Source organism: Halobacillus sp. GSS1 (assembly GCF_017307035.1).
GTDB classification, from domain to species: Bacteria; Bacillota; Bacilli; order Bacillales; family Halobacillaceae; genus Halobacillus; species Halobacillus litoralis.
The window spans coordinates 1,148,201-1,166,846 of the sequence record NZ_JAFLHE010000001.1; the positions used below are offsets into that span (position 1 = coordinate 1,148,201).

The following is an 18,646-nucleotide window of genomic DNA, read 5'->3' on the forward strand; positions in this document are numbered from 1 at the left end:
TTATACGAAAAATCCACAAAAATAGATAGTGTTACAAATAGCCTTTTTCTTTAAGACTAATGAATTTGCGATCACCGATGACAAGATGATCCAGTAATTCGATGCCAATCATCTTCCCGCATTCTTTCAACCTGCGTGTGACTTGAATATCCTCTTGGGATGGAGTAGGATCCCCGGAAGGATGGTTATGGGCGCAAATGATAGAGGCGGCAGACCTTTTTACCGCTTCTTTGAACACCTCTCTCGGGTGGACAATCGAAGCATTCAAGCTGCCGATAAAGATGGTTTGTCTATGGAGAACCTGGTTCTTCGTATTCAAAAACAAACAGATGAAGTGCTCCTGCTTTAAATCTCTCATTTCTTCCATGATAAAGTCCGCCCCATCTTCCGGACTTCTGATCATATACCGTTCCACAGGTTTCATCTTTTGCATCCGTTTCCCTAATTCGATCGCTGCCAGGAGCAGAACGGCTTTAGCCGCTCCGATCCCACGAATGGCTGTAAGCTCTTCAATGGTTGCATCCTTAAGAAGCATGATCCCTTCAAAATGGACAAGGAGCCGGTTGGAAAGCTCCATCACGGACTCGCGTTTCGTTCCGCTTCCTAGCAATATGGCAAACAATTCCTGATTTGATAGATGGGAAGCTCCGAGCTCAATCAAGCGCTCCCTCGGCCGGTCCTCCCTCGGAACATCTTTGATCATTATACTCGTCTGGGTCAATGATTCGCATCCTTTCCTTCTATGTCCCCATGAAAGAAGGAATCAACCAGGGAAGATGCCTAACCTCTTAAGTTCACGTGCGACTCGTGACAGTGGAAGACCGACGACACTGTAATAGTCTCCATGGATTTTTTCAACGAACAAGGATCCTTTCCCCTGGATGCCGTATCCTCCTGCCTTATCCCAAGCCTCTCCCGTCTCGATATAAGCATCAATCTCACCTTCTGACAACTTGTAAAAGGTGACTTCTGTTTTAACATGGAACATATCCATCGTCCGGTTTGCCTTTAGGCAAACCCCTGTATAAACCTCGTGGGTGGTATCACTTAAAGAACTTAAATACTTCCTTGCTTCCTGATCATTTTTCGGTTTCCCAAGGATTTCACCATTGTAAACAACAACAGTATCCGAAGTAAGAAGCACTTCACTTTCCTCGACCTCTACGTTTTCAGCCTTCATCCTTGCTAAGTGGAGGACGGCTTCTTCGGGGGACATCCCTTCCTCAACCACCTCCTCAGCGTTGGATGGACGGATATCAAACTCATACCCGGCAAGCTCAAGCAGTTCCTTTCTTCTTGGAGATTGTGATCCTAAAACTAAACGCTTCATTCCAATATCATCCTTTCTAAACATGGGGCTCTTCCTATAGTACAAGATTTCTATTGAACCGAGGATTATAGAAAACATCATTTTCTATAAGAAAAAGATATAAAAAAAGAGCTTTCAATTAAGAAAACTCTCTTTTTCATAGAATATCACGTGTTTTTTTCCTTATTCTAATGATTGAGCAACTTTTAACCAATTGATGTTCGTATCGTCCTGGGATTCCCATTCTTTTAAAGCTTGTCCAAGTAATGTATTCTCACCGACTTCATCCATAAGCTTTTTTCTTTCATTCTCAGACAACCCTGTCATTTCATGTGTTTCAATGGCTGTGGTCAACTCTGTGGGGATTTCTTTATCAATCGTTACAACAAAAGGCTTCACATAAGTATCTATGCTTTTTCCAGCAAGACGACCAGCAATCTGATCCGCTTCCTGTTTATTCGAAGCACTCCCAACAAACAAGAAATATTGACCATCCCTTTGCCAAACCATGGAGGGCACAAGCAGAGCCGTTAGTTTGCTCTGCCACTCATTAGCCTTCCCCTCCGTTGAAAAGGCACCCGCTTGAACGATATACGCCTCAAACGTTTGTGTAGGACCACTCGGGAGATCCGACACCGCCTCTTCCTGAGAAGTGACCACTTCCGTGTTTGGATTCGCTTCCCCAGACGCAGGTACGGCTTCCGATCCTGTCGTGGATGAATCCGTTAAAGATACAAACATACGAAGAAGGAGGAAACCTAGACCAAGACTGACAAAAAGGGCAGTCAGAGCTGTAGTGATCAACGGCCTGACTGGAGTTTGAGAAAAGCGTTTCTTTTTAAAAGGAATGTGATACACCCGAGTAGCGGGACGTTCATCTTCCTTATCTTCCTCTACGGCAGCGGCTTGCTCCTTTTGTGTCCGAACAACTTCATTTTTCGTTTCCTGCTGATGTTCGTTTCGAAATGAAATGGAGATCTTATTTTTGGAATCCATGGTTTGATCACTCCTGCAAGGTTTGTTCCAACCCTATCACAGCAGTTTTAAAAAGGACGCTGAAATTTGTCAGTAGCCCTTCGACAATTTTGGCTATAACTGACTCTCAGCTTCTGAATCAGATGTTTCTTCCTCTTCTTCATCTACAAAGTTCCGTTGTTCTTCAACCGATGTCTCTTCTTCCTCCGTATTTTCAGAAACAGATGGACTCATGTTTTCCCATTGTTCCATAGCAAAAGGATCTACCTTGTTCGGACTCCCACCATAATGGTATTGGGGGGCTTCATTAGCGAGTTCGGCATATAATGGCTGATAATAGCTATTCATGACGATGGAATAGCCAAGTTCATTCTCCGTTTCAGGAGCGTCAAACTGCACCGACTCAATCTGTACTACTCGTGATAAAGATTGAATCTCTTTCATAAAACCGAGCATTTCATCATAGTTTTCGGACGCCACATCGACTGTGAACTGAAGGGTATGAAGCCCTTCAATCAGTTGATCCGCCTCATCGTCTATGGGCTCATCCACCTCTGTATCTAAACCTTCTGCCTCCTCGTTATTTCCACCTTTATCTACGAACTCATCTTCTGGTTCTTTTATCGTTAGAGATGACTCTGAATCAGCAATACTAATTCTGTTGATCAAGCTTGTTGAAGCATTCTCTGCCCGGTCAAGACCGATCAACAATTGGTCGATGAGAGGAACGACTGGTAATTGCTGCTGAATCGTTCGTGAAGTGAGGATTTGTTCTCTTTTACTTTCTTCCTTGTTACTCTCTATGGCAGAAAGAATTTTTTGTTCCTGCGCTAAACTGTCTTCCTGCTCTGCCACCTGCTCCTTGTAGGGAGTCAGAAAAACTCTTTGACCGAGTATGTAAAACGCAATGATAAGAAAAAAACCTGCCATGATGATCCATAAAATCCGGCGATTCCATTCAATTTTCATTGGATAGACACCCCCTCAGCTGCAAGCGTCCCTTCTTCGAGAACAATATAATAACTGGCAACATACCGTGGTTGATAATCATACAGGTCCTCTGTATCGTCCACCACATCTGTTTCCACACCTGCTAATTCAACATCAGAAATGAACGATTGTTGAAGGAGTGTATGGGTATATTTCGCCACATCCTGAATTGTGTCAAACCTTACATTCACGTTAACTTCTGAGGCACTGGTTAAAGCAAATGATTCAAAAAAACCTCGCTCAGGAAGCAGCGATACAAGTCCTTCCACAACAGGAACCGTAGGTACAACCGTGCTTTTCAGCTCATGAAGAGAACTTTTCAACTGTTCCCTTTCCGTCCCGCCTTCAGATGTGCCGGCAAAGTTTTCCTGTTCCCTCTGCACCTGTAAAATCTGTTCATCCAATCGAGAAGATTCATTAACCAGAGTTGTCTTTTGTGCATGGAACACGATAGCCATAATGAATAAAAGGAGAGCAAAGAAAGCGACAGCTATGTATGGCAGAATATTCCTCTTTTCTTTTTGTTCCAATAAATTAATTTCCACTATCATTCTCTCATCCCCTGTGTCCTTTATGGCTTGATCGCCAAACCAATGGCATCCATATATTCAGCACTGGAAGTTTGGTTTGATTCCAAGAAAACGTCTGCATCCTTCAAAGCAGCGACCTGTATCCCTTTTTCTTCAAGCAAATCCTTTACCCGTTCATTCTCCGGCCAATCTCCTGTTAGAAGGACCTTAGAAACCGAGGCTTCACCATTCATCACAGAGAATCGATAAAAGTCCATAATTCTTTCCACTTCGTTTATCTGGTCGTAAGTAAATTCAGTTGGACCTTCATCATTTCCCTGCCAAAGATAGTGACCGTTTTCCCTTTTCCATAATGTCATGGTAAGCGGACTTCTAGTGTGGTTGATAAATGCTGGTACATGTTCGTTGAAGACCGTCAGCACACACCCATCCAAATTCCAGTCAATCAATAGTAAGTGTTCTCCTTCTGAGGACAATTCCAAATACTCATACAAGCGATAAATAGACAGGGCACTAATATCAGCCGCTTTCGTTTTAAGCTTGGCACCATTGAACACCTGATCCAGCATTCGAATCTGCTCTTCCGGAAAAGAGAAAAGAAGCAGCTTTTTATTCTCCCCATTTTCACCAAGGACACTATAATCAAAGGCAGGGTCATCGAAAGGGAGATGGAGGGTTTCCCCCAATTGCATATATAAATACCCTTTGATTTCATCGTCCTTCAGATGAACCGGTACATCATAAGGACGAATAACAACCGAGTGATCCGGCACCGTAAAATAAAGTGTTTTATTGCTCCAGCCTTTATTATCAATGAAGCTGTCAACGATTCTAGTAAGCTCACTGGCGTCTTTGACTTTCCCGTCCTCCATCACGTGAGGAGGAAGAGCTATTTCACCCATATCATCCATTTCACCCGCATGGCCCGACTTCGAATACACATAGCGAATGCAATGATTTTTGATTACAAAATTCACTCGACCACTGGTATTAAAAAAACGAAACAATGGTCTCCCCTCCTCCTAAGAAAAACGTTTCAAAATAAAATTGCAACAAATCATATCCAAAAAGGTAACTGATGACCGCAGCCAGCACAATCGATGGGCCGAAAGGAAAGGGATCTTTCCTTCCTATCACTTTGAAGCTCAACAATATCAGGCTGACAACCGTACCAATTAACGTGGCGAAAAATAAAGTAAGCAACGTTAACTTTAAACCCAAAAGGATTCCTAACGTTCCCAAAAGTTTCATATCTCCCGCTCCCATGCCACCTTTACTAAGGACTATAATCACAAAGATGATCCCAAAGCCGGCTAGAGCGCCATATATGGAGTCATACCATGGCTGCAACGGCTGGATTGTTCGGAAGATGATAAAGCTTGGCGCAAAGAATAACAAAAGTTTGTTTGGTATAAGCATGTAGTTGAGGTCACTCACTGTTACTATAACCGCTAAAGAGATCAATAGAATTGCGCCTGCAAATTCCGATGATATACCCATGTTTATGTATGCTAATAAAAACAGGAAGCCTGTAACCAACTCAACGAGGGGGTATGTAATTGAGATTGAATGCTGACAATGTCTACATTTACCTTTGGATATGAGGTAAGAAAATAAAGGAATCAGATCTCTTGCTTGTAAAGGAGTGGTACAGTGTGGGCAAGCTGAGCGCGAGGTTGTGAATGGGATGTTTTTTGGTAAGCGTACACCGACTACATTATAAAAGGAGCCAAGGATACTCCCTAATGAAAATATATAAAAAGAAATGATTATGTTCATATTTTACTCCTGCTTATATTGGGGCTGTTTCTGTATTAACTAACAGCCCCTTCATATTACTGACTATTTAATTCTTCTTTTGTCAAACCACTTACATAATTTGTTCCATCTGTTCCACCAGTCCCAAGTGTAACGGTATAACTTACTTGATCATTAACTCCCTCTTCTTCAGAAGTTACTTCTTCCACTGCTACTTGGGCTGTTCCATAAACACCATCAGCTTCAGGGTCTTGAGGAACTGCATCTAAGTACCCGAGGTCAACTAAAGTAACCGCTGTAACTGTTTCTCCAACTTCAACCTCGCCACTTACATGAGCTAGCCTCGCTGACTCAAGTAGGGATAATGCATTTGCATCATGAGCATCTTCTTCTGTATTACCAATAATACTTCCTATCGCAGGAACAGCAATAGCAGCAATTATCCCCAAAATAACGATAACAGCCAAAAGCTCAATCAACGTGAAACCTTTCTCATTTTTCACCATTTCTCTTAACTTCTTCATTTTCCCTCTCCTTTTGTAGTACTTTCGATTTTCTGCTAATGGATATGTAATACTTTTTTCACTAGCAAAAGGTCCTATGTTCATTATAAAGGATACTTAGTGATCAAACTAGTATTTTTGCACATTCTTACAAATTCTTAATTAATGGTATCGAAGATCGAAAACATCGGTACCGCGATTGCCGCTACAATCCCTCCGACCACAAGTGCGAGGACTAAGATCATTAGTGGCTCAATCAGCGTCTTTAATCGGTCCGTAGTATATTCGAGCTCTGATTCATAGAATTCAGCTACTTTTGAAAGCATGTAATCAAGCGATCCGGTTTCCTCACCTACAGCCATCATTTGAATGACTAGAGGCGGGAAAATGGGATATTGCCGCAATGGATCGGAAAGGTTGTTTCCTTTTTCCAGCGATTGATAACTATTCATGATCGCTCGTTCGACCACTTTGTTTTCTACGACGTTTTGTGTCACTTGCAGGGACTTTAAGATAGGGACGGAGCTGTTCATCAACGAACTCAATGTACTTGTCATTCGAACTAGAGCGGCTTTTTGGATCAACGGACCGAAAACAGGAATTTTAAGCTTCATTACATCAACGGTATACTGCAGCTTTGGATTTCTGTCTACGACCAGTTTAAAAGTGATCATGAAAAGCGCAGGTAGAAGGATGGCCACATACCAGAAGCTCTGGAAAAACTGGCTCATACCAAGTGTGAGCTGAGTAATCCAGGGCAGCTCTCCTCCCATCGTATCGAACATGCCTGCAAACCTTGGTACAACGAAAGTTAATAGAAAAATTACAATCCCAATCGCTATCAGACCGACCACAAGCGGATAGGTTAGAGCAGATATGATTTTCTGCCTTGTGTCGTATTGTTTTTCGTAATACACAGCTAAACGTTCCAGGATATCATCAAGATTCCCTCCAACTTCACCCGCCCGTACCATATTGATGAATAAGTTTGAAAAGATTTTCGAATGAGAGCCTGCTGCGTCAGAAAAAGAGCGTCCACTCTCTAATTGCTCACTAATGTCATAGAGCGCTTCACTTAACGCACGGCTATTGGATTGTTTTGCAAGAATTTTAGTCGATTCAAGCAAGGAAATTCCCGCTCTCATGAGCGTAGAAAACTGCCTCAGATAAATGACAAAATCCTTAGGCTTTACCGGACTCCCTATTTGGATGTCCTTCAGAAAGATACTGTCAATTTCTTTAATCTCCGTGATCGTCATCCCCCGGTCTTTTAATGACATGACGGCTTCTTTTCTGGAATTTGCACGCAGTCTTCCCTTTTGAACTTTGCCAAGCAGACTGCGCCCTTGATAGGAATAGTAAGGCATGCTAGAAGCCCCCTTCTCTTAAATATGGAGCCGCATCCCGTTCATCAATGACTTTCTCTTTCAGCAATTCCTGGATTGACATCTCCAACGTTTGCATTTGCTGTGCCCGGGATGTCTGCATGACATTTTCAATTTGATGAATCTTTTCATTACGAATCAAATTTTTAACCGCCGGTGTATTTAACAGAATCTCAACCGCAGCCCTTCTCCCTTTTTTATCCAACCTTCGGAATAAACGCTGAGAGACGATCGCCTGCAGAACGTTAGCGAGCTGTACCCTCACCTGGCCCTGTTGGTTTGGCGGAAAAACATCAATGATTCGATCGATGGTATCCGGAGCATTGGTCGTATGTAAGGTGCCGAATACAAGGTGACCGGTCTCTGCAGCCGTCAGGGCAGTTGAAATCGTCTCAAAATCCCTCAGTTCCCCAACCAGAATGACATCAGGATCCTGACGTAAACAAGAGCGTAAACCATTGGCAAAATTCCTCGTATCAAACCCGACTTCACGCTGATCCACAATGCAGTTTTTATGATTATGGGTGTACTCAATCGGGTCTTCCAGGGTGATGATATGCTTGCGGGCGGATTGATTAATATAATCAACCATAGAAGCGAGTGTTGTAGACTTCCCTGACCCTGTAGGCCCTGTGACAAGTACAAGACCCTGCGCATAGCTGCTTATTTTTTTCAACACTTGCGGCATGTGCAGATCTTCTATCGTAGGAATCTCCCGTGGTACTATCCTGACGGCCATCGAGAGACAGTTTCTTTGATAGTAAATATTGATACGAAACCTCGAAACACCCGCAATCCCGTAGGATACATCCACTTCACGGTTGCTGATCAACTGTTCATGTAAATCCTCAGATAAGATCGCCTCCGCCATCCCGTCTGTATCTGCCGGTTTCAGCGGATTTTTTCCGTACTTCCTTAACTGACCATGTATTCTGAAAATCGGAGGCACCCCGACGGTTAAATGAATATCAGAGGCTTCATACTCGTTGGCAACCGTCAGGAGCTGATCAAATGTTTCTTTCATGTCTTCCCACCTCGCTAGTCGACTTTTGCGACGCGAAGCACTTCTTCTAACGTCGTCAATCCCTGCTTCACTTTCAACAAACCATCATCCAATAAGAAAAGCATCCCCTGCTTCAATGCGTACCTCCGGACTTGGTCCATACTTCCGTTGTTCATCATCATTGTCCGGATTTCATCATCAATGACTAACACTTCCTGAATGGCCATCCGACCTCGATACCCTGTATTTTGACAGCTGTCACAGCCCGCTCCTTTGTATATTGCGTCTGCCGTCATTCCACGTTTTTGAAACTGTTTTTTCTCCATCTCCGTAATGTCGTGGGATTGTCTGCAATCACGGCATATTTTTCTGACTAACCTTTGAGCGACCACACCTGAGAGAGAAGAAACAACGAGATAAGGTTCCACATCCATATCGAACAAACGAGGAATCGTAGCAATAGCACTGTTCGTATGTAACGTACTTAAAACCAAATGCCCGGTCAAAGAAGCTCGAATGGCAATTTCCGCTGTTTCCGAATCCCTGATCTCACCGACCATGACAACGTTAGGGTCCTGACGTAAAATCGAACGGAGTCCTTTCGAGAAAGTCAATCCGATGGATGTATTCACCTGGACTTGGTTCAGCCCTTCGATTTGATACTCTACAGGGTCCTCTACGGTAATAATATTGACATCGTCCGTATTCAAACGATTCAAGGATGCATATAAAGTAGAAGATTTCCCAGAACCCGTCGGCCCTGTAATCAGGATCAGACCAGAAGGTTGTTCAATCAATTGTTTATATTTTTGAGCATTCATTTTGTTGAATCCGAGGTCTTCGATTGAACTCAAGGCATTTGAAAGATCAAGAATTCGGATCACGATTTTCTCCCCGTATACCGTAGGCAGGATTGAAATTCTCAAATCAACGGGAGACCGATCGACATTCGTCTTGATACGACCGTCCTGCGGCAGGCGGTTTTCTGTAATATTGAGGTTAGCCATAATTTTCACACGGGCAATCAAACTGTTTTGGAAGGACTTGGGTAATGTTCGTTCTGTTCTTAAAACCCCATCAATCCTGTATCGGATTAAAACCCGCGATTCCTGGGGATCGATATGGATGTCGCTTGATTTCAATTGGACACCTGCCTGAAGCAACTGGTCCACTAATTTAATGGCAGGCGCTTCTTCCGTATCCCCTGCATTTTCCACAAGACTAGTATCATTCAAATTGTAATGACGGTTAACGGCCTGAAGAATCTCATGCTTCGTCGCAATAACCGGGGAAATTTTGAACCCTGTGGAAATCTTCAAATCATCAATGGAAAAATAGTCCATCGGATCTGCCATAGCTACTGTCAGTTCCTCGCCTTTTCGCTGAATAGGAACCAGGAGGTTACGAATAGCAAAGTCTTTGCTTACGATCGTAATCACATGAGGGTCAATGGGAAAATGAAACAAAGAAACATGCGGAATCCCCAGTTGAAATTCCAAGACTTCAATCAGTTGCTTTTCCGTCACATAGCCCTTTTCTACAAGAACATCCCCCAGCTTTTGGTCCGGCTTTTTACTATCCAACGCTTCTTGGATCTGCTTCTCTTCAATGATCCCCGCATCTTTTAACAAATCACCTAATCTTTTTCTCTTAATCATGGCCGGCTCACCCTTTTTGTTCATCACTTAGATTCATCTTCAGGAACGACCTCCCAAATGCCATCCTCATTCTTGTGCAAGGATTCGGGATTTCTGGCGTCCCGTTCACTATCATCTTTATAGGTACCATTCTTTCCATTAGAGCTGCTTTCTTCTTTTACAGAATATGGATCGTCTCCAAGGCCTTCTTCCATACCAGGCGGGTGTTCCTCCACTCTAGCTACCGGTGGGTAATAGTCTTCAGAAATGAACTCCTTCACGCCTTCGGATAAAGATTTATCCACACGATAGACCGAGACAAGCTCGCCATTTTCACCTTCTTGTAAAAGGTTGAATGTCCCTCTTTGGACAAGAGAAGAATATTGAATGATTGTTTTAGGAGATATTTCTTCACGTTCTAACATTTGGACATGGTAATCTGAGGCTGTCGGATATCCGATCCATTGAACCTCCACATTTCCAGCTTCTACACTTACCGAAAGTTGATAGTCTCCTGAAAAGGGGTTGTACACTTTCAAATCCTGACCTTGGTTAAGATCCACATTCGCTTCCATGCCAGGTTCTGCGTATTCTGGTAACCGGTGGCTGATATGTCTTTCCTGGATGACCATTCCGGCTTTCACACTAGCTCCATAGATGGCAGAGGCCAGCACATCCAGGGAAACTTCATCGTAAACCCCATCATTATTTAACCAATGGTTGAATGAAAAGACTGCCCCGTCTTCAAGCTCTTTTCCTTCAAATAACTTCACAGCTCGGTCCATGCTCGTTTCTTGTGGAACGGCGAGCGTCTGTTCACCTATGCTCGCGTAGAGCGAAGCTGTATCCCCTTTTACAAAATCATAGGCGAGATACTCTACACGGGAATCACCCAATTGTGCTGCATCCTTTTTCACAGTTTCAATGAATTGTTCCTGAGAAAATTCAGAAGCCAGTGAATCATTCATATGAGACTTCATGTCCGACACATAAGACTCATCAATGATGATTAGCAGATCACGATTGGTTGTTTGTATAGCTTGTTCAACCGTTTCAACTACATTAAATTGGATCATTCCCGGATCAACAGTGAGTTCTTTCCCATCCAGTTTCACGACAATCGAATGGTTATCTTTCCAATGCTGCACCTTTTCATTCAACAGTTGTACCGCTTCTTCTTTACTTTTCTTTGAAACATTGACGGAAGCAATGACGGTATTCTCCGGGAGGCGTTCTCCGGTGGTGACATATTGAATAGCCGCTGAACTTCCAAACGTAAACAGAAACATACTCATCCCAACAGCAACTACCAAAGAAATTAACTTAAGGTTCAGTATTTGTTTCAACTAGGAACACCTCCAATGAATCATACGAAATCACTTCACATTCATGCTCAATTCAACCCTCACACTCGGTCCGTACCGCTTCAATTGATCAATTTCATCTTTAGTTAGTATGGCACCTTCTATAACAACAATCTCACCCTGGGAATTCACAATATCCTTTGTCGCTTGTTTTCCTTCCAACAAATCATCCTGCTTACGATCAAGATCATCTTTCTCAATCATCAACTCAAGCAGCTGCTTCCTTAACGCTTCATCGGCTATCAATTCTTCAACTTGATGATCTTCAAGTGAAAGGCTATCCTCATTATCTTCCATATCTGCATCCAAATCTTGCTCTATGGGTGAGGATAGGATAGATTCCTGATGATCTACAGACATTTCTACGTCCTGATGGCTCATTTCCCGGGTAATATCATTGTCATAATTTGTTGATTCGTTGATTTCATTTATGATTTCTTCTTCAGATTCTAAATCATCCTCAACAATGCTTTCTTTTGTATCCTCTTTAACACTTGGAAGTTCTTCAGAATTGGAAACTTTATCTTTTAGATCGTGTTCTTCCATATCCAATTGGAGATTTCTTTCAGCCATTAACTCTTCTTCTGTAACATCCTCGGAATCCTCAAATTTCTCTCCATCTACTACACTTTGTTCTTCCATTCTTAACCGTGAAAGTTCTTCATCTAATAACAGAGATTCATCATCGTCGGCCAACCCGAACTCATCTCCCTGCATTTTTATATCTTCCATATAGAAGCCCTCATGTGATTCCCCATCTTCTTGAATGGGCTCTTCATACTCATCCAAGTTATCTTTAGAGGCGCTTGACTTTGAACGTTCCGCCTCATTTGTTACAGGAATGAGAATTCCTTCTTCTTTCTTCTCAAGGTTTTCATGTGAAAAATTCTCACCCTGAACAGATCCTTTATCAGTCTGTCTTCCTGATAACTCGTCATCTATAAGGTGTTCTTCATCATTGTCGTTACGGTTCCTATTCTCATACTCTTCCATTTGCACAGGAATCTTTTTCTCATCTGATGATTCTTCTGTAGTCTCTTGTCCGACGGCAAATGCCCGAGGTGCTTTTTCCTGCAGAAATACAGCAAACACAACCCCAAGGACAAGCGCGGCTAGAATTCCCATCCAGAACGTATATGTAATCGTAGCTAACAGCGCCAATGAACTAATCAGTGATCCTGTGAGCCACAAAATCATCCGGCCCTTCATAGGCAGTTTCATAGGAATATACCGTAACACTTTCAATGCGAGACCAACCGTTATGAACCATATAAGTAGATCTGTCATTCATTTATTTCCTCCCTTCATGGACTGTAAAAGTGTTGATCGATTTCTTTTACTGTGACTTTATCGACCGTAGGTATACCATCAGGCGGGTTCAGAATAAGCTCCTGAGCATACTCTATGGTCAGTCTGGATGATTGAGGACTTACAGAATCCTGATTATTCTCTACATACAAGGGGTCACTACTACTTGAGAAATTGGCAGAACCAGCAAAATACTCATCACTCGTGGAACCTTTAACGGCATTTAACGTTACATTCCTTCCATATACACCTCCACGAATTTTCAAGTTTGAGCCAACCCCATAGATATCCAAATCACTATTCGTATAAAAGAATGCATTTATAACTTTCGGTTCACTGTTATACAAATTATTGTTGGCAATCGTTAATTCTCCTTCACTTACCACAACAAGTGTACCGCCACTCTCATTAGACAAGTTTTCTATTCGTCCACCTAAACGAGTGTAAAGAGTCCCGTTCATATTCAAATCTTCCCTTATATCAACTTCATGATTTGTGTAGAGGCTTCCCTGAAAGGTGAGATCACTTATGTAAACCCCGCATTTATTGTTGTGAGAGTTGTTTCCATTACAATTCCCGTTTTTCGGATAGCCATTAATATACATGAATCGATCTTCTGGCAATGTAACCGTTCCAGTTAAGTCCGCATTCTCATGGACATAAATGGATCCATCAACGGTGAGAGAGGTTTCCTCGTTTTCTAAGGGTTCAATAGTGAGATTACCGTCCACAATTAAATTTCCATCTACCTTCAAATGAGACCCATGTAATTTTAAATCACCACGTATATAAGTATCGCCATAAAACCGATCAGGAGCTTTTGGAGATTTCCCCTGTCTTTCATAACCTTTTTTGATAACCTGATAACCATCAATCTCACTTATGTTGCCAGGATACGCTCTTGAGATGATATCGCCCATTGGATCGTTTCTTTTTTCCCTGATGTATTCTAATACTTCTAACCGGGCCACATCAGGGTGTTCATCTACTATTCTAGGTTTAATCTCAAAGTAAGAGTCCAAGTCCTTTTCTGATATTCTCCAATTCCAAAACCACCCCGGACTCTCATACCGTCCTTTTACTGACAAGTCCCCCTGGATCGATGGGTAGGAGGTATTCGCCCATCGACCATATCCAGAAATGAAATATGCTTGATTATGTAACCTTAAATCATTTCCAACAAATACATCCCCTTTAATAAAAGGAGCCCCGTTTAAGCGCATGTTTCCTGGAGTTACAGCTCCGTACCTGAATACATCAGCAATCGTAGAAACCGTAAATGTGCGGACCAGCGTTTTATTTGAATCTTCTACAGGAACCTCTATATCAATCCTTTGTAGAAAAACACCGTTCTCCCCATCTTTGAGAATCTTTTTCCTAATAAGCCCTTCCTCACCTAACTCGTTCTCCACCTGATGAATCACACGATTGATGCTGCTGATCACTCCACCTAGACCAGGGGTCGCTTCAGTCATATCATCATTGATTTCATCGATACCTTTCATGATCTGAGCCTGTGCTTCCTGCACGGTCATTTCAGCTTCCGCTTTCGTCTCGATAAAATCGGTATTCGCGGAAGAAAACTGCTGAGAACCAATGGTATAGCTCATCAAACTCAAGCCTAAAATACTGAAGATGACGAACATGATAAGAACAGTAACAAGAACATAACCGTCTTCATTTTTACAAAGGTTTCTCATTAACATCACTCAGTCCCTAAGCGGAAGATTTTAACCAGACTGTACGTTTCATCTGTATTTTCTTTAGAAATTTCTAAAAGGACGGTCAGTTTACTGCCATCCAACTCGAATGTTGTACTGGATAAGTCCGTATCTTCACTATTTTGCTGAATTTCATCTATAAGTAAATGACCATTCTGAATGGAAACATCTGTTGTTTCATCTATGTAAGTAAACGTTGAATCTTCATCCATGTCACCTAAACGAGTGGAAGTGGCGGTGAAAGCTTGAAAAGTTCCCGTCAGATTGTTTGTGGGTTCAACCTCATCCACATTAATCAAGTTTTCTTCTAAACTTAAGAGGAGTATATTCGCTTCTTTTCTAATTTCAGTTTTTGCAGAAGAGGTTTCCACAGCACCTGCGACAAAGTAAAAGGCATGATAAGCGGCCACCATAACGATCATTGAGAGACTGACGGCTGCAAGAAGCTCTACTAAAGTCATCCCTTTTTCACTTTTCATGTTCATCGTTCCACATATCCTTCTAATTGAGTCTCTTTACGATTTACCGAGACCGTAACGACGATTTTCGTTAAATAGTTACTCAAACCAGTCTTATCAGGTTCTGTCACCAGCACTCGGCCTTCATATTGTTCGATATTCGCAGCAGCTGGCAATTCCAGCAGATCAGGGATGTTCACTACCATTTCCCCCCTGCCTTTTTTATCGTCCAAATCTTCCAGAGATTTAGATTGATAGGCTTTCAGTACCCCATCAGCAATTTCCATCGTCGTAAAGTCCTCATTAATCGTATTCGATTGTGTCAGCGTATTCATGACGATTTGTGTCGATACAATGAATATAACAAGCAGCAAGGTCATAGCTACGACCACTTCTACCAGCGAAAATGCTTCTTCCTTCCTAAAATCAGGCATCCGCCTTCTCCTCCAATTTGCATCTATTATCAAAATTATATCGTAAATATAGGACTTTGTCCTGGTATAATTCGACAAATTACCTACGAATCACACAAACAAACTGTCCAATTTTAATCATTGAACAGTTTGAATCAGTTCTTTATAACTGGCCACGCGATCTCTGCCTTTCTGTTTCGCGCCGATGTACATCGCTCGATCCGCCTGACGAATTAAATCAAAAGCTTCTTCACAATGGTCAGGGCACGTAGCTACTCCAATACTTGCCGTTACGGAAATAGAAACGGGTTCTTGTGAGTCATGCATATGGACAAATGAAACAAAAGGTTTTTCAATAATACCCGCTCGTATGGAATGAGCTACTTCTACTGCTTCATTCTCGGAATAACCCGGCAAAAGCAGGACAAATTCTTCTCCCCCATACCTCGCAAGTGTCCCTCGTCCAGCTGACGCCTCTTGAATTCTCTCCGCCAGCGAAGCAAGGATCTCATTGCCACTTTCATGTCCGTAAGTATCGTTCACACGCTTAAAATGATCAATATCCAATAATACGAGGGAGACGGATTGTCTATTTTTTTGACGCTGATTGATTTCAAAGACGTTCACAATGTAGTCTTCAAAATAACGATAATTGTATAAGCCAGTAAGAGCACATCGCTCACTCTCTGCTTTCGTTTTCTCATAGTGTCTGGCATTATCTATCGCTACACCTAAATAGTTGCCTAGTATATTCAAAATCATGAACTGAAATTGTAAAAAAGCACGCTTTTTAATGGAATAAATGGTAATGATCCCAACAATTTCTCCATTCCTCTCCACGGGTACAGACAAAACTGTTTCAGCACGATCCGGGGTATATTGATTCTCTAAGTGTGCCCATTCCGATTTCTTTTTATAAAAGACACTCTTTCCCTCCAACCATGTGTTGCCACTTATGCTTTGTCCCCTGGATAGTTGGATGTTTGGAAAATCGATTTCTCCCGATCGATCAAAGAAACGAATCAGCTCCATCCGTTTCTTTTTATTCACATCATAAACATAGATGTAGTCCACCGGAAGGAGTTCACTCAATCGATCGACGAAAATATCCAGCACTTCTTTCACTCCGAGTTTTCCTGTCAGCTCATGGCCGATGATACTCGTCTTTTTTAAATAGGTATTCACTTGATTGCTGTTATGGTAAAGCATCAGCATGCCGGAAATAAAAATAAAAGGAATGCCGACAAAGAAAATCCCACTGATTCCAAATTCTGAAAAAACCATATAAAGGATAAAGCCGACAGGCAGGACAAGACTGGATGTTAACACTTCCCAGGCAAAACCTTTATCGAGCCATTTCATCTCTTTACGATAAAGAACTTTGGCTACGAAAGTTATGGAAAACTGGTTGAGAATAATTTGCGAGAGTGCATAACTCACAATAGGAAGTGCATCGCCTATATCATTCACAGCGGATGGGCCATGTGTGCCCCCAAGAGCATAATAGAGGCCAGCAGATACTACGGAAATCACTAGAAACATAAACAAATTTATCGGTAAACGGTGCAGATTGGTTCTTCCAATCCTCATTTTAGCCATCAATGCTAAAATCGCTGTTTGAGAAACGATGATTTCTATGAAAAGTCCGTAATATAAAAAAACAGCAAATGCAATCCCCTGCGTAAAAAATACGGGGTGGTCTCCGATTTGCAGCGGAAATAAAGCAACGATAGAAGCAAGGATTATAAATGCTGCAATCTCAATCCTGCTTCCTTCAAATACAGGGGATAACCACAAGTACAAGTAAACCAAACCAGCAGGCCAAGTGGATGCCCACACGAACCAAATTGCATATTTCTTTTGCTTTGTCATCCTACCTCCCCCACCCTAAAGACCCTCACAAGAATAAGACCATTTTACCATAAGAATATTCAGAATATCATCATATTACCTTGAATTTTCTTTAATTTCAAAATATTCCCTTATTCGAGAAATGAAATACAAAGATCCTGTAATGAGCAGGATGCCGTCTTCTCCAACTTGTTCAGAGGCTATTTGTATGGCTTGTTTATAATCTTCAATAGCGACGGTTTCGGCAATATCCGAGTATTCAGCCAGCTCATGACCTTTCAGAGCCCTCGGAAATTCAAAAGTTGTCATATAAGCTTTGTCGACTACACTTTCCAGTTGGTTCAACATTTTTTTAACAGGCTTGTCTTCTAATGCAGAATAAACGAGCACAACCCTTTTATCCGCGTAATGGCGTTTCACTGTTTCTACAAGAGCGCTCGTCCCCTCTTCATTGTGGGCGCCATCGATAATGGTCAAAGGAGCGTCCATCACTTTCTCAAACCTGGCGGGCCACCGTGTAGACGTAATCCCTTTTCTATAAAGATTTCGATCTATTTGGATTCCAAGAGCTCTTAATACTTCAGCAGCCTGAATGGCCAACGATGCATTTTCTACCTGGTGAGGTCCTTTCATTTGACTGACAAACGTTTCAGGATGGAACGTTTCATTTGCAAAAACAAAACTTTCTCCATCATCACTACTGGATTGATGAGTGATATTAAAGTCACGGCCAAGTCTGAACACCTTCGAATGACAGGACCGTGCTTTTTGAGTGATTACTTCTATAGCTTCCTGCTGCTTCACACCAGTAACTACAGGAATTTCAGGTTTGATGATGCCCGCTTTTTCTTCCGCAATTTCTCTTATTGTAGAACCCAGAACATTCATATGGTCATGTCCTATATTTGTGATGAGGGATAGAACAGGTGTTAGGATGTTGGTAGAGTCAAATCGTCCTCCCAGGCCTGTTTCAATCAACACAAGATCAAGTGAGGTCTCGGAAAAATAAAGCATGGCTACCGCTGTTATGATTTCAAATTCCGTTGGTTCTCCTAAATGCGTCTGCCCTAGTTCTTCAGAAAGAGGTTTAACTCTAAGCACGAATTCAGCTAAAGCTTCATCTTGAATGGATTGACCATCAACACTGATTCGTTCGTTGAACTTCTCAATGTAAGGAGAAGTAAAGGTTCCTACAGACATTCCCTGCTGTTGGAGGATATAACGTAGAAAAGAAAGCGTAGAGCCTTTCCCGTTCGTTCCTGCGATATGGACAGACCTGAATTTTTTCTCTGGATGACCAAGCCTCTCCATCATCCACTCCATTCGTTTCAACCCAGGCTTCACTTTGAATTTCTCTCTAGAGTGAATCCAATCAATTGCTTCTTCATACTCCATTTCCATTCCCTCTTTTCAAAAAAGGAGAGTACTCCGTAGAATACCC

Annotated in this window: 18 protein-coding genes and 1 pseudogene; all 19 read right to left on the reverse strand. The window is 42.1% G+C overall.

Annotated features, from left to right (window positions below; all coding sequences use genetic code 11):
- Window positions 1-31: 31 nt before the first annotated feature.
- The 19 genes and pseudogenes from radC to J0K78_RS06180 all read right to left on the reverse strand — a co-directional run bounded on the left by radC (window position 32) and on the right by J0K78_RS06180 (window position 18,606).
- On the reverse strand, window positions 32-703 hold the full coding sequence (radC, locus tag J0K78_RS06095; RefSeq protein ID WP_160915604.1) for a RadC family protein: 672 nt from the start codon (window positions 701-703) through the stop codon (window positions 32-34).
- Window positions 704-763: 60 nt separating this feature from the next.
- The gene (locus J0K78_RS06100) at window positions 764-1,330 is read right to left on the reverse strand and encodes a Maf family protein (protein ID WP_206945816.1); all 567 of its coding nucleotides are present in this window, start codon (window positions 1,328-1,330) and stop codon (window positions 764-766) included.
- Between the two features lie 162 nt (window positions 1,331-1,492).
- Window positions 1,493-2,305 (reverse strand): SPOR domain-containing protein, encoded by an 813-nt coding sequence (locus J0K78_RS06105; protein ID WP_206945817.1) that lies wholly within the window; start codon window positions 2,303-2,305, stop codon window positions 1,493-1,495.
- A gap of 93 nt (window positions 2,306-2,398) precedes the next feature.
- Entirely contained in the window at window positions 2,399-3,253 is an 855-nt protein-coding gene (locus J0K78_RS06110; protein ID WP_206945818.1) for a hypothetical protein, read from the reverse strand.
- Window positions 3,250-3,825 (reverse strand): hypothetical protein, encoded by a 576-nt coding sequence (locus tag J0K78_RS06115; protein WP_206945819.1) that lies wholly within the window; start codon window positions 3,823-3,825, stop codon window positions 3,250-3,252. The genes J0K78_RS06110 and J0K78_RS06115 overlap by 4 nt, the downstream gene beginning before the upstream one ends.
- 20 nt (window positions 3,826-3,845) lie before the next feature.
- Window positions 3,846-4,811 (reverse strand): type IV pilus biogenesis protein PilM, encoded by a 966-nt coding sequence (pilM, locus tag J0K78_RS06120; RefSeq protein ID WP_206945820.1) that lies wholly within the window; start codon window positions 4,809-4,811, stop codon window positions 3,846-3,848.
- Window positions 4,795-5,304 (reverse strand): prepilin peptidase, encoded by a 510-nt coding sequence (locus J0K78_RS20260; protein WP_370551076.1) that lies wholly within the window; start codon window positions 5,302-5,304, stop codon window positions 4,795-4,797. Before J0K78_RS20260 ends, pilM begins: the two co-directional genes overlap by 17 nt.
- A 12-nt stretch (window positions 5,305-5,316) precedes the next feature.
- Window positions 5,317-5,583, reverse strand: a pseudogene (locus tag J0K78_RS20265) (prepilin peptidase); the annotation flags it as partial.
- A gap of 56 nt (window positions 5,584-5,639) precedes the next feature.
- Window positions 5,640-6,086, reverse strand: coding sequence for a type II secretion system protein (locus J0K78_RS06130; protein WP_242517702.1), 447 nt, complete (start codon window positions 6,084-6,086; stop codon window positions 5,640-5,642).
- Between the two features lie 137 nt (window positions 6,087-6,223).
- Window positions 6,224-7,432 carry a type II secretion system F family protein gene (locus J0K78_RS06135; RefSeq protein ID WP_206945822.1) on the reverse strand — a complete coding sequence of 403 codons (1,209 nt, stop codon included), beginning with the start codon at window positions 7,430-7,432 and terminating at the stop codon, window positions 6,224-6,226.
- A gap of 1 nt (window position 7,433) precedes the next feature.
- Window positions 7,434-8,474: a type IV pilus twitching motility protein PilT gene (locus J0K78_RS06140; protein WP_206945823.1), complete on the reverse strand. Its 1,041-nt coding sequence runs from the start codon at window positions 8,472-8,474 to the stop codon at window positions 7,434-7,436.
- Between the two features lie 14 nt (window positions 8,475-8,488).
- Window positions 8,489-10,111, reverse strand: coding sequence for a GspE/PulE family protein (locus tag J0K78_RS06145; protein WP_206945824.1), 1,623 nt, complete (start codon window positions 10,109-10,111; stop codon window positions 8,489-8,491).
- A 23-nt stretch (window positions 10,112-10,134) separates the two neighbouring features.
- Complete coding sequence (locus tag J0K78_RS06150; protein WP_206945825.1) at window positions 10,135-11,436, reverse strand: VanW family protein; 1,302 nt, start codon at window positions 11,434-11,436, stop codon at window positions 10,135-10,137.
- A gap of 30 nt (window positions 11,437-11,466) precedes the next feature.
- Window positions 11,467-12,741: a hypothetical protein gene (locus J0K78_RS06155; protein ID WP_206945826.1), complete on the reverse strand. Its 1,275-nt coding sequence runs from the start codon at window positions 12,739-12,741 to the stop codon at window positions 11,467-11,469.
- Between the two features lie 17 nt (window positions 12,742-12,758).
- Window positions 12,759-14,468 (reverse strand): hypothetical protein, encoded by a 1,710-nt coding sequence (locus J0K78_RS06160; protein ID WP_206945827.1) that lies wholly within the window; start codon window positions 14,466-14,468, stop codon window positions 12,759-12,761.
- A complete protein-coding gene (locus tag J0K78_RS06165) occupies window positions 14,468-14,968 on the reverse strand; it encodes a PulJ/GspJ family protein (RefSeq protein ID WP_206945828.1) in 501 nt (166 codons plus the stop codon). The genes J0K78_RS06160 and J0K78_RS06165 overlap by 1 nt, the downstream gene beginning before the upstream one ends.
- Entirely contained in the window at window positions 14,965-15,375 is a 411-nt protein-coding gene (locus tag J0K78_RS06170) for a PulJ/GspJ family protein (protein ID WP_206945829.1), read from the reverse strand. The genes J0K78_RS06165 and J0K78_RS06170 overlap by 4 nt, the downstream gene beginning before the upstream one ends.
- A gap of 117 nt (window positions 15,376-15,492) precedes the next feature.
- Window positions 15,493-17,226 carry a sensor domain-containing diguanylate cyclase gene (locus J0K78_RS06175; RefSeq protein WP_206945830.1) on the reverse strand — a complete coding sequence of 578 codons (1,734 nt, stop codon included), beginning with the start codon at window positions 17,224-17,226 and terminating at the stop codon, window positions 15,493-15,495.
- A 75-nt stretch (window positions 17,227-17,301) separates the two neighbouring features.
- Window positions 17,302-18,606 (reverse strand): bifunctional folylpolyglutamate synthase/dihydrofolate synthase, encoded by a 1,305-nt coding sequence (locus J0K78_RS06180; RefSeq protein ID WP_206945831.1) that lies wholly within the window; start codon window positions 18,604-18,606, stop codon window positions 17,302-17,304.
- Window positions 18,607-18,646 lie beyond the last annotated feature (40 nt).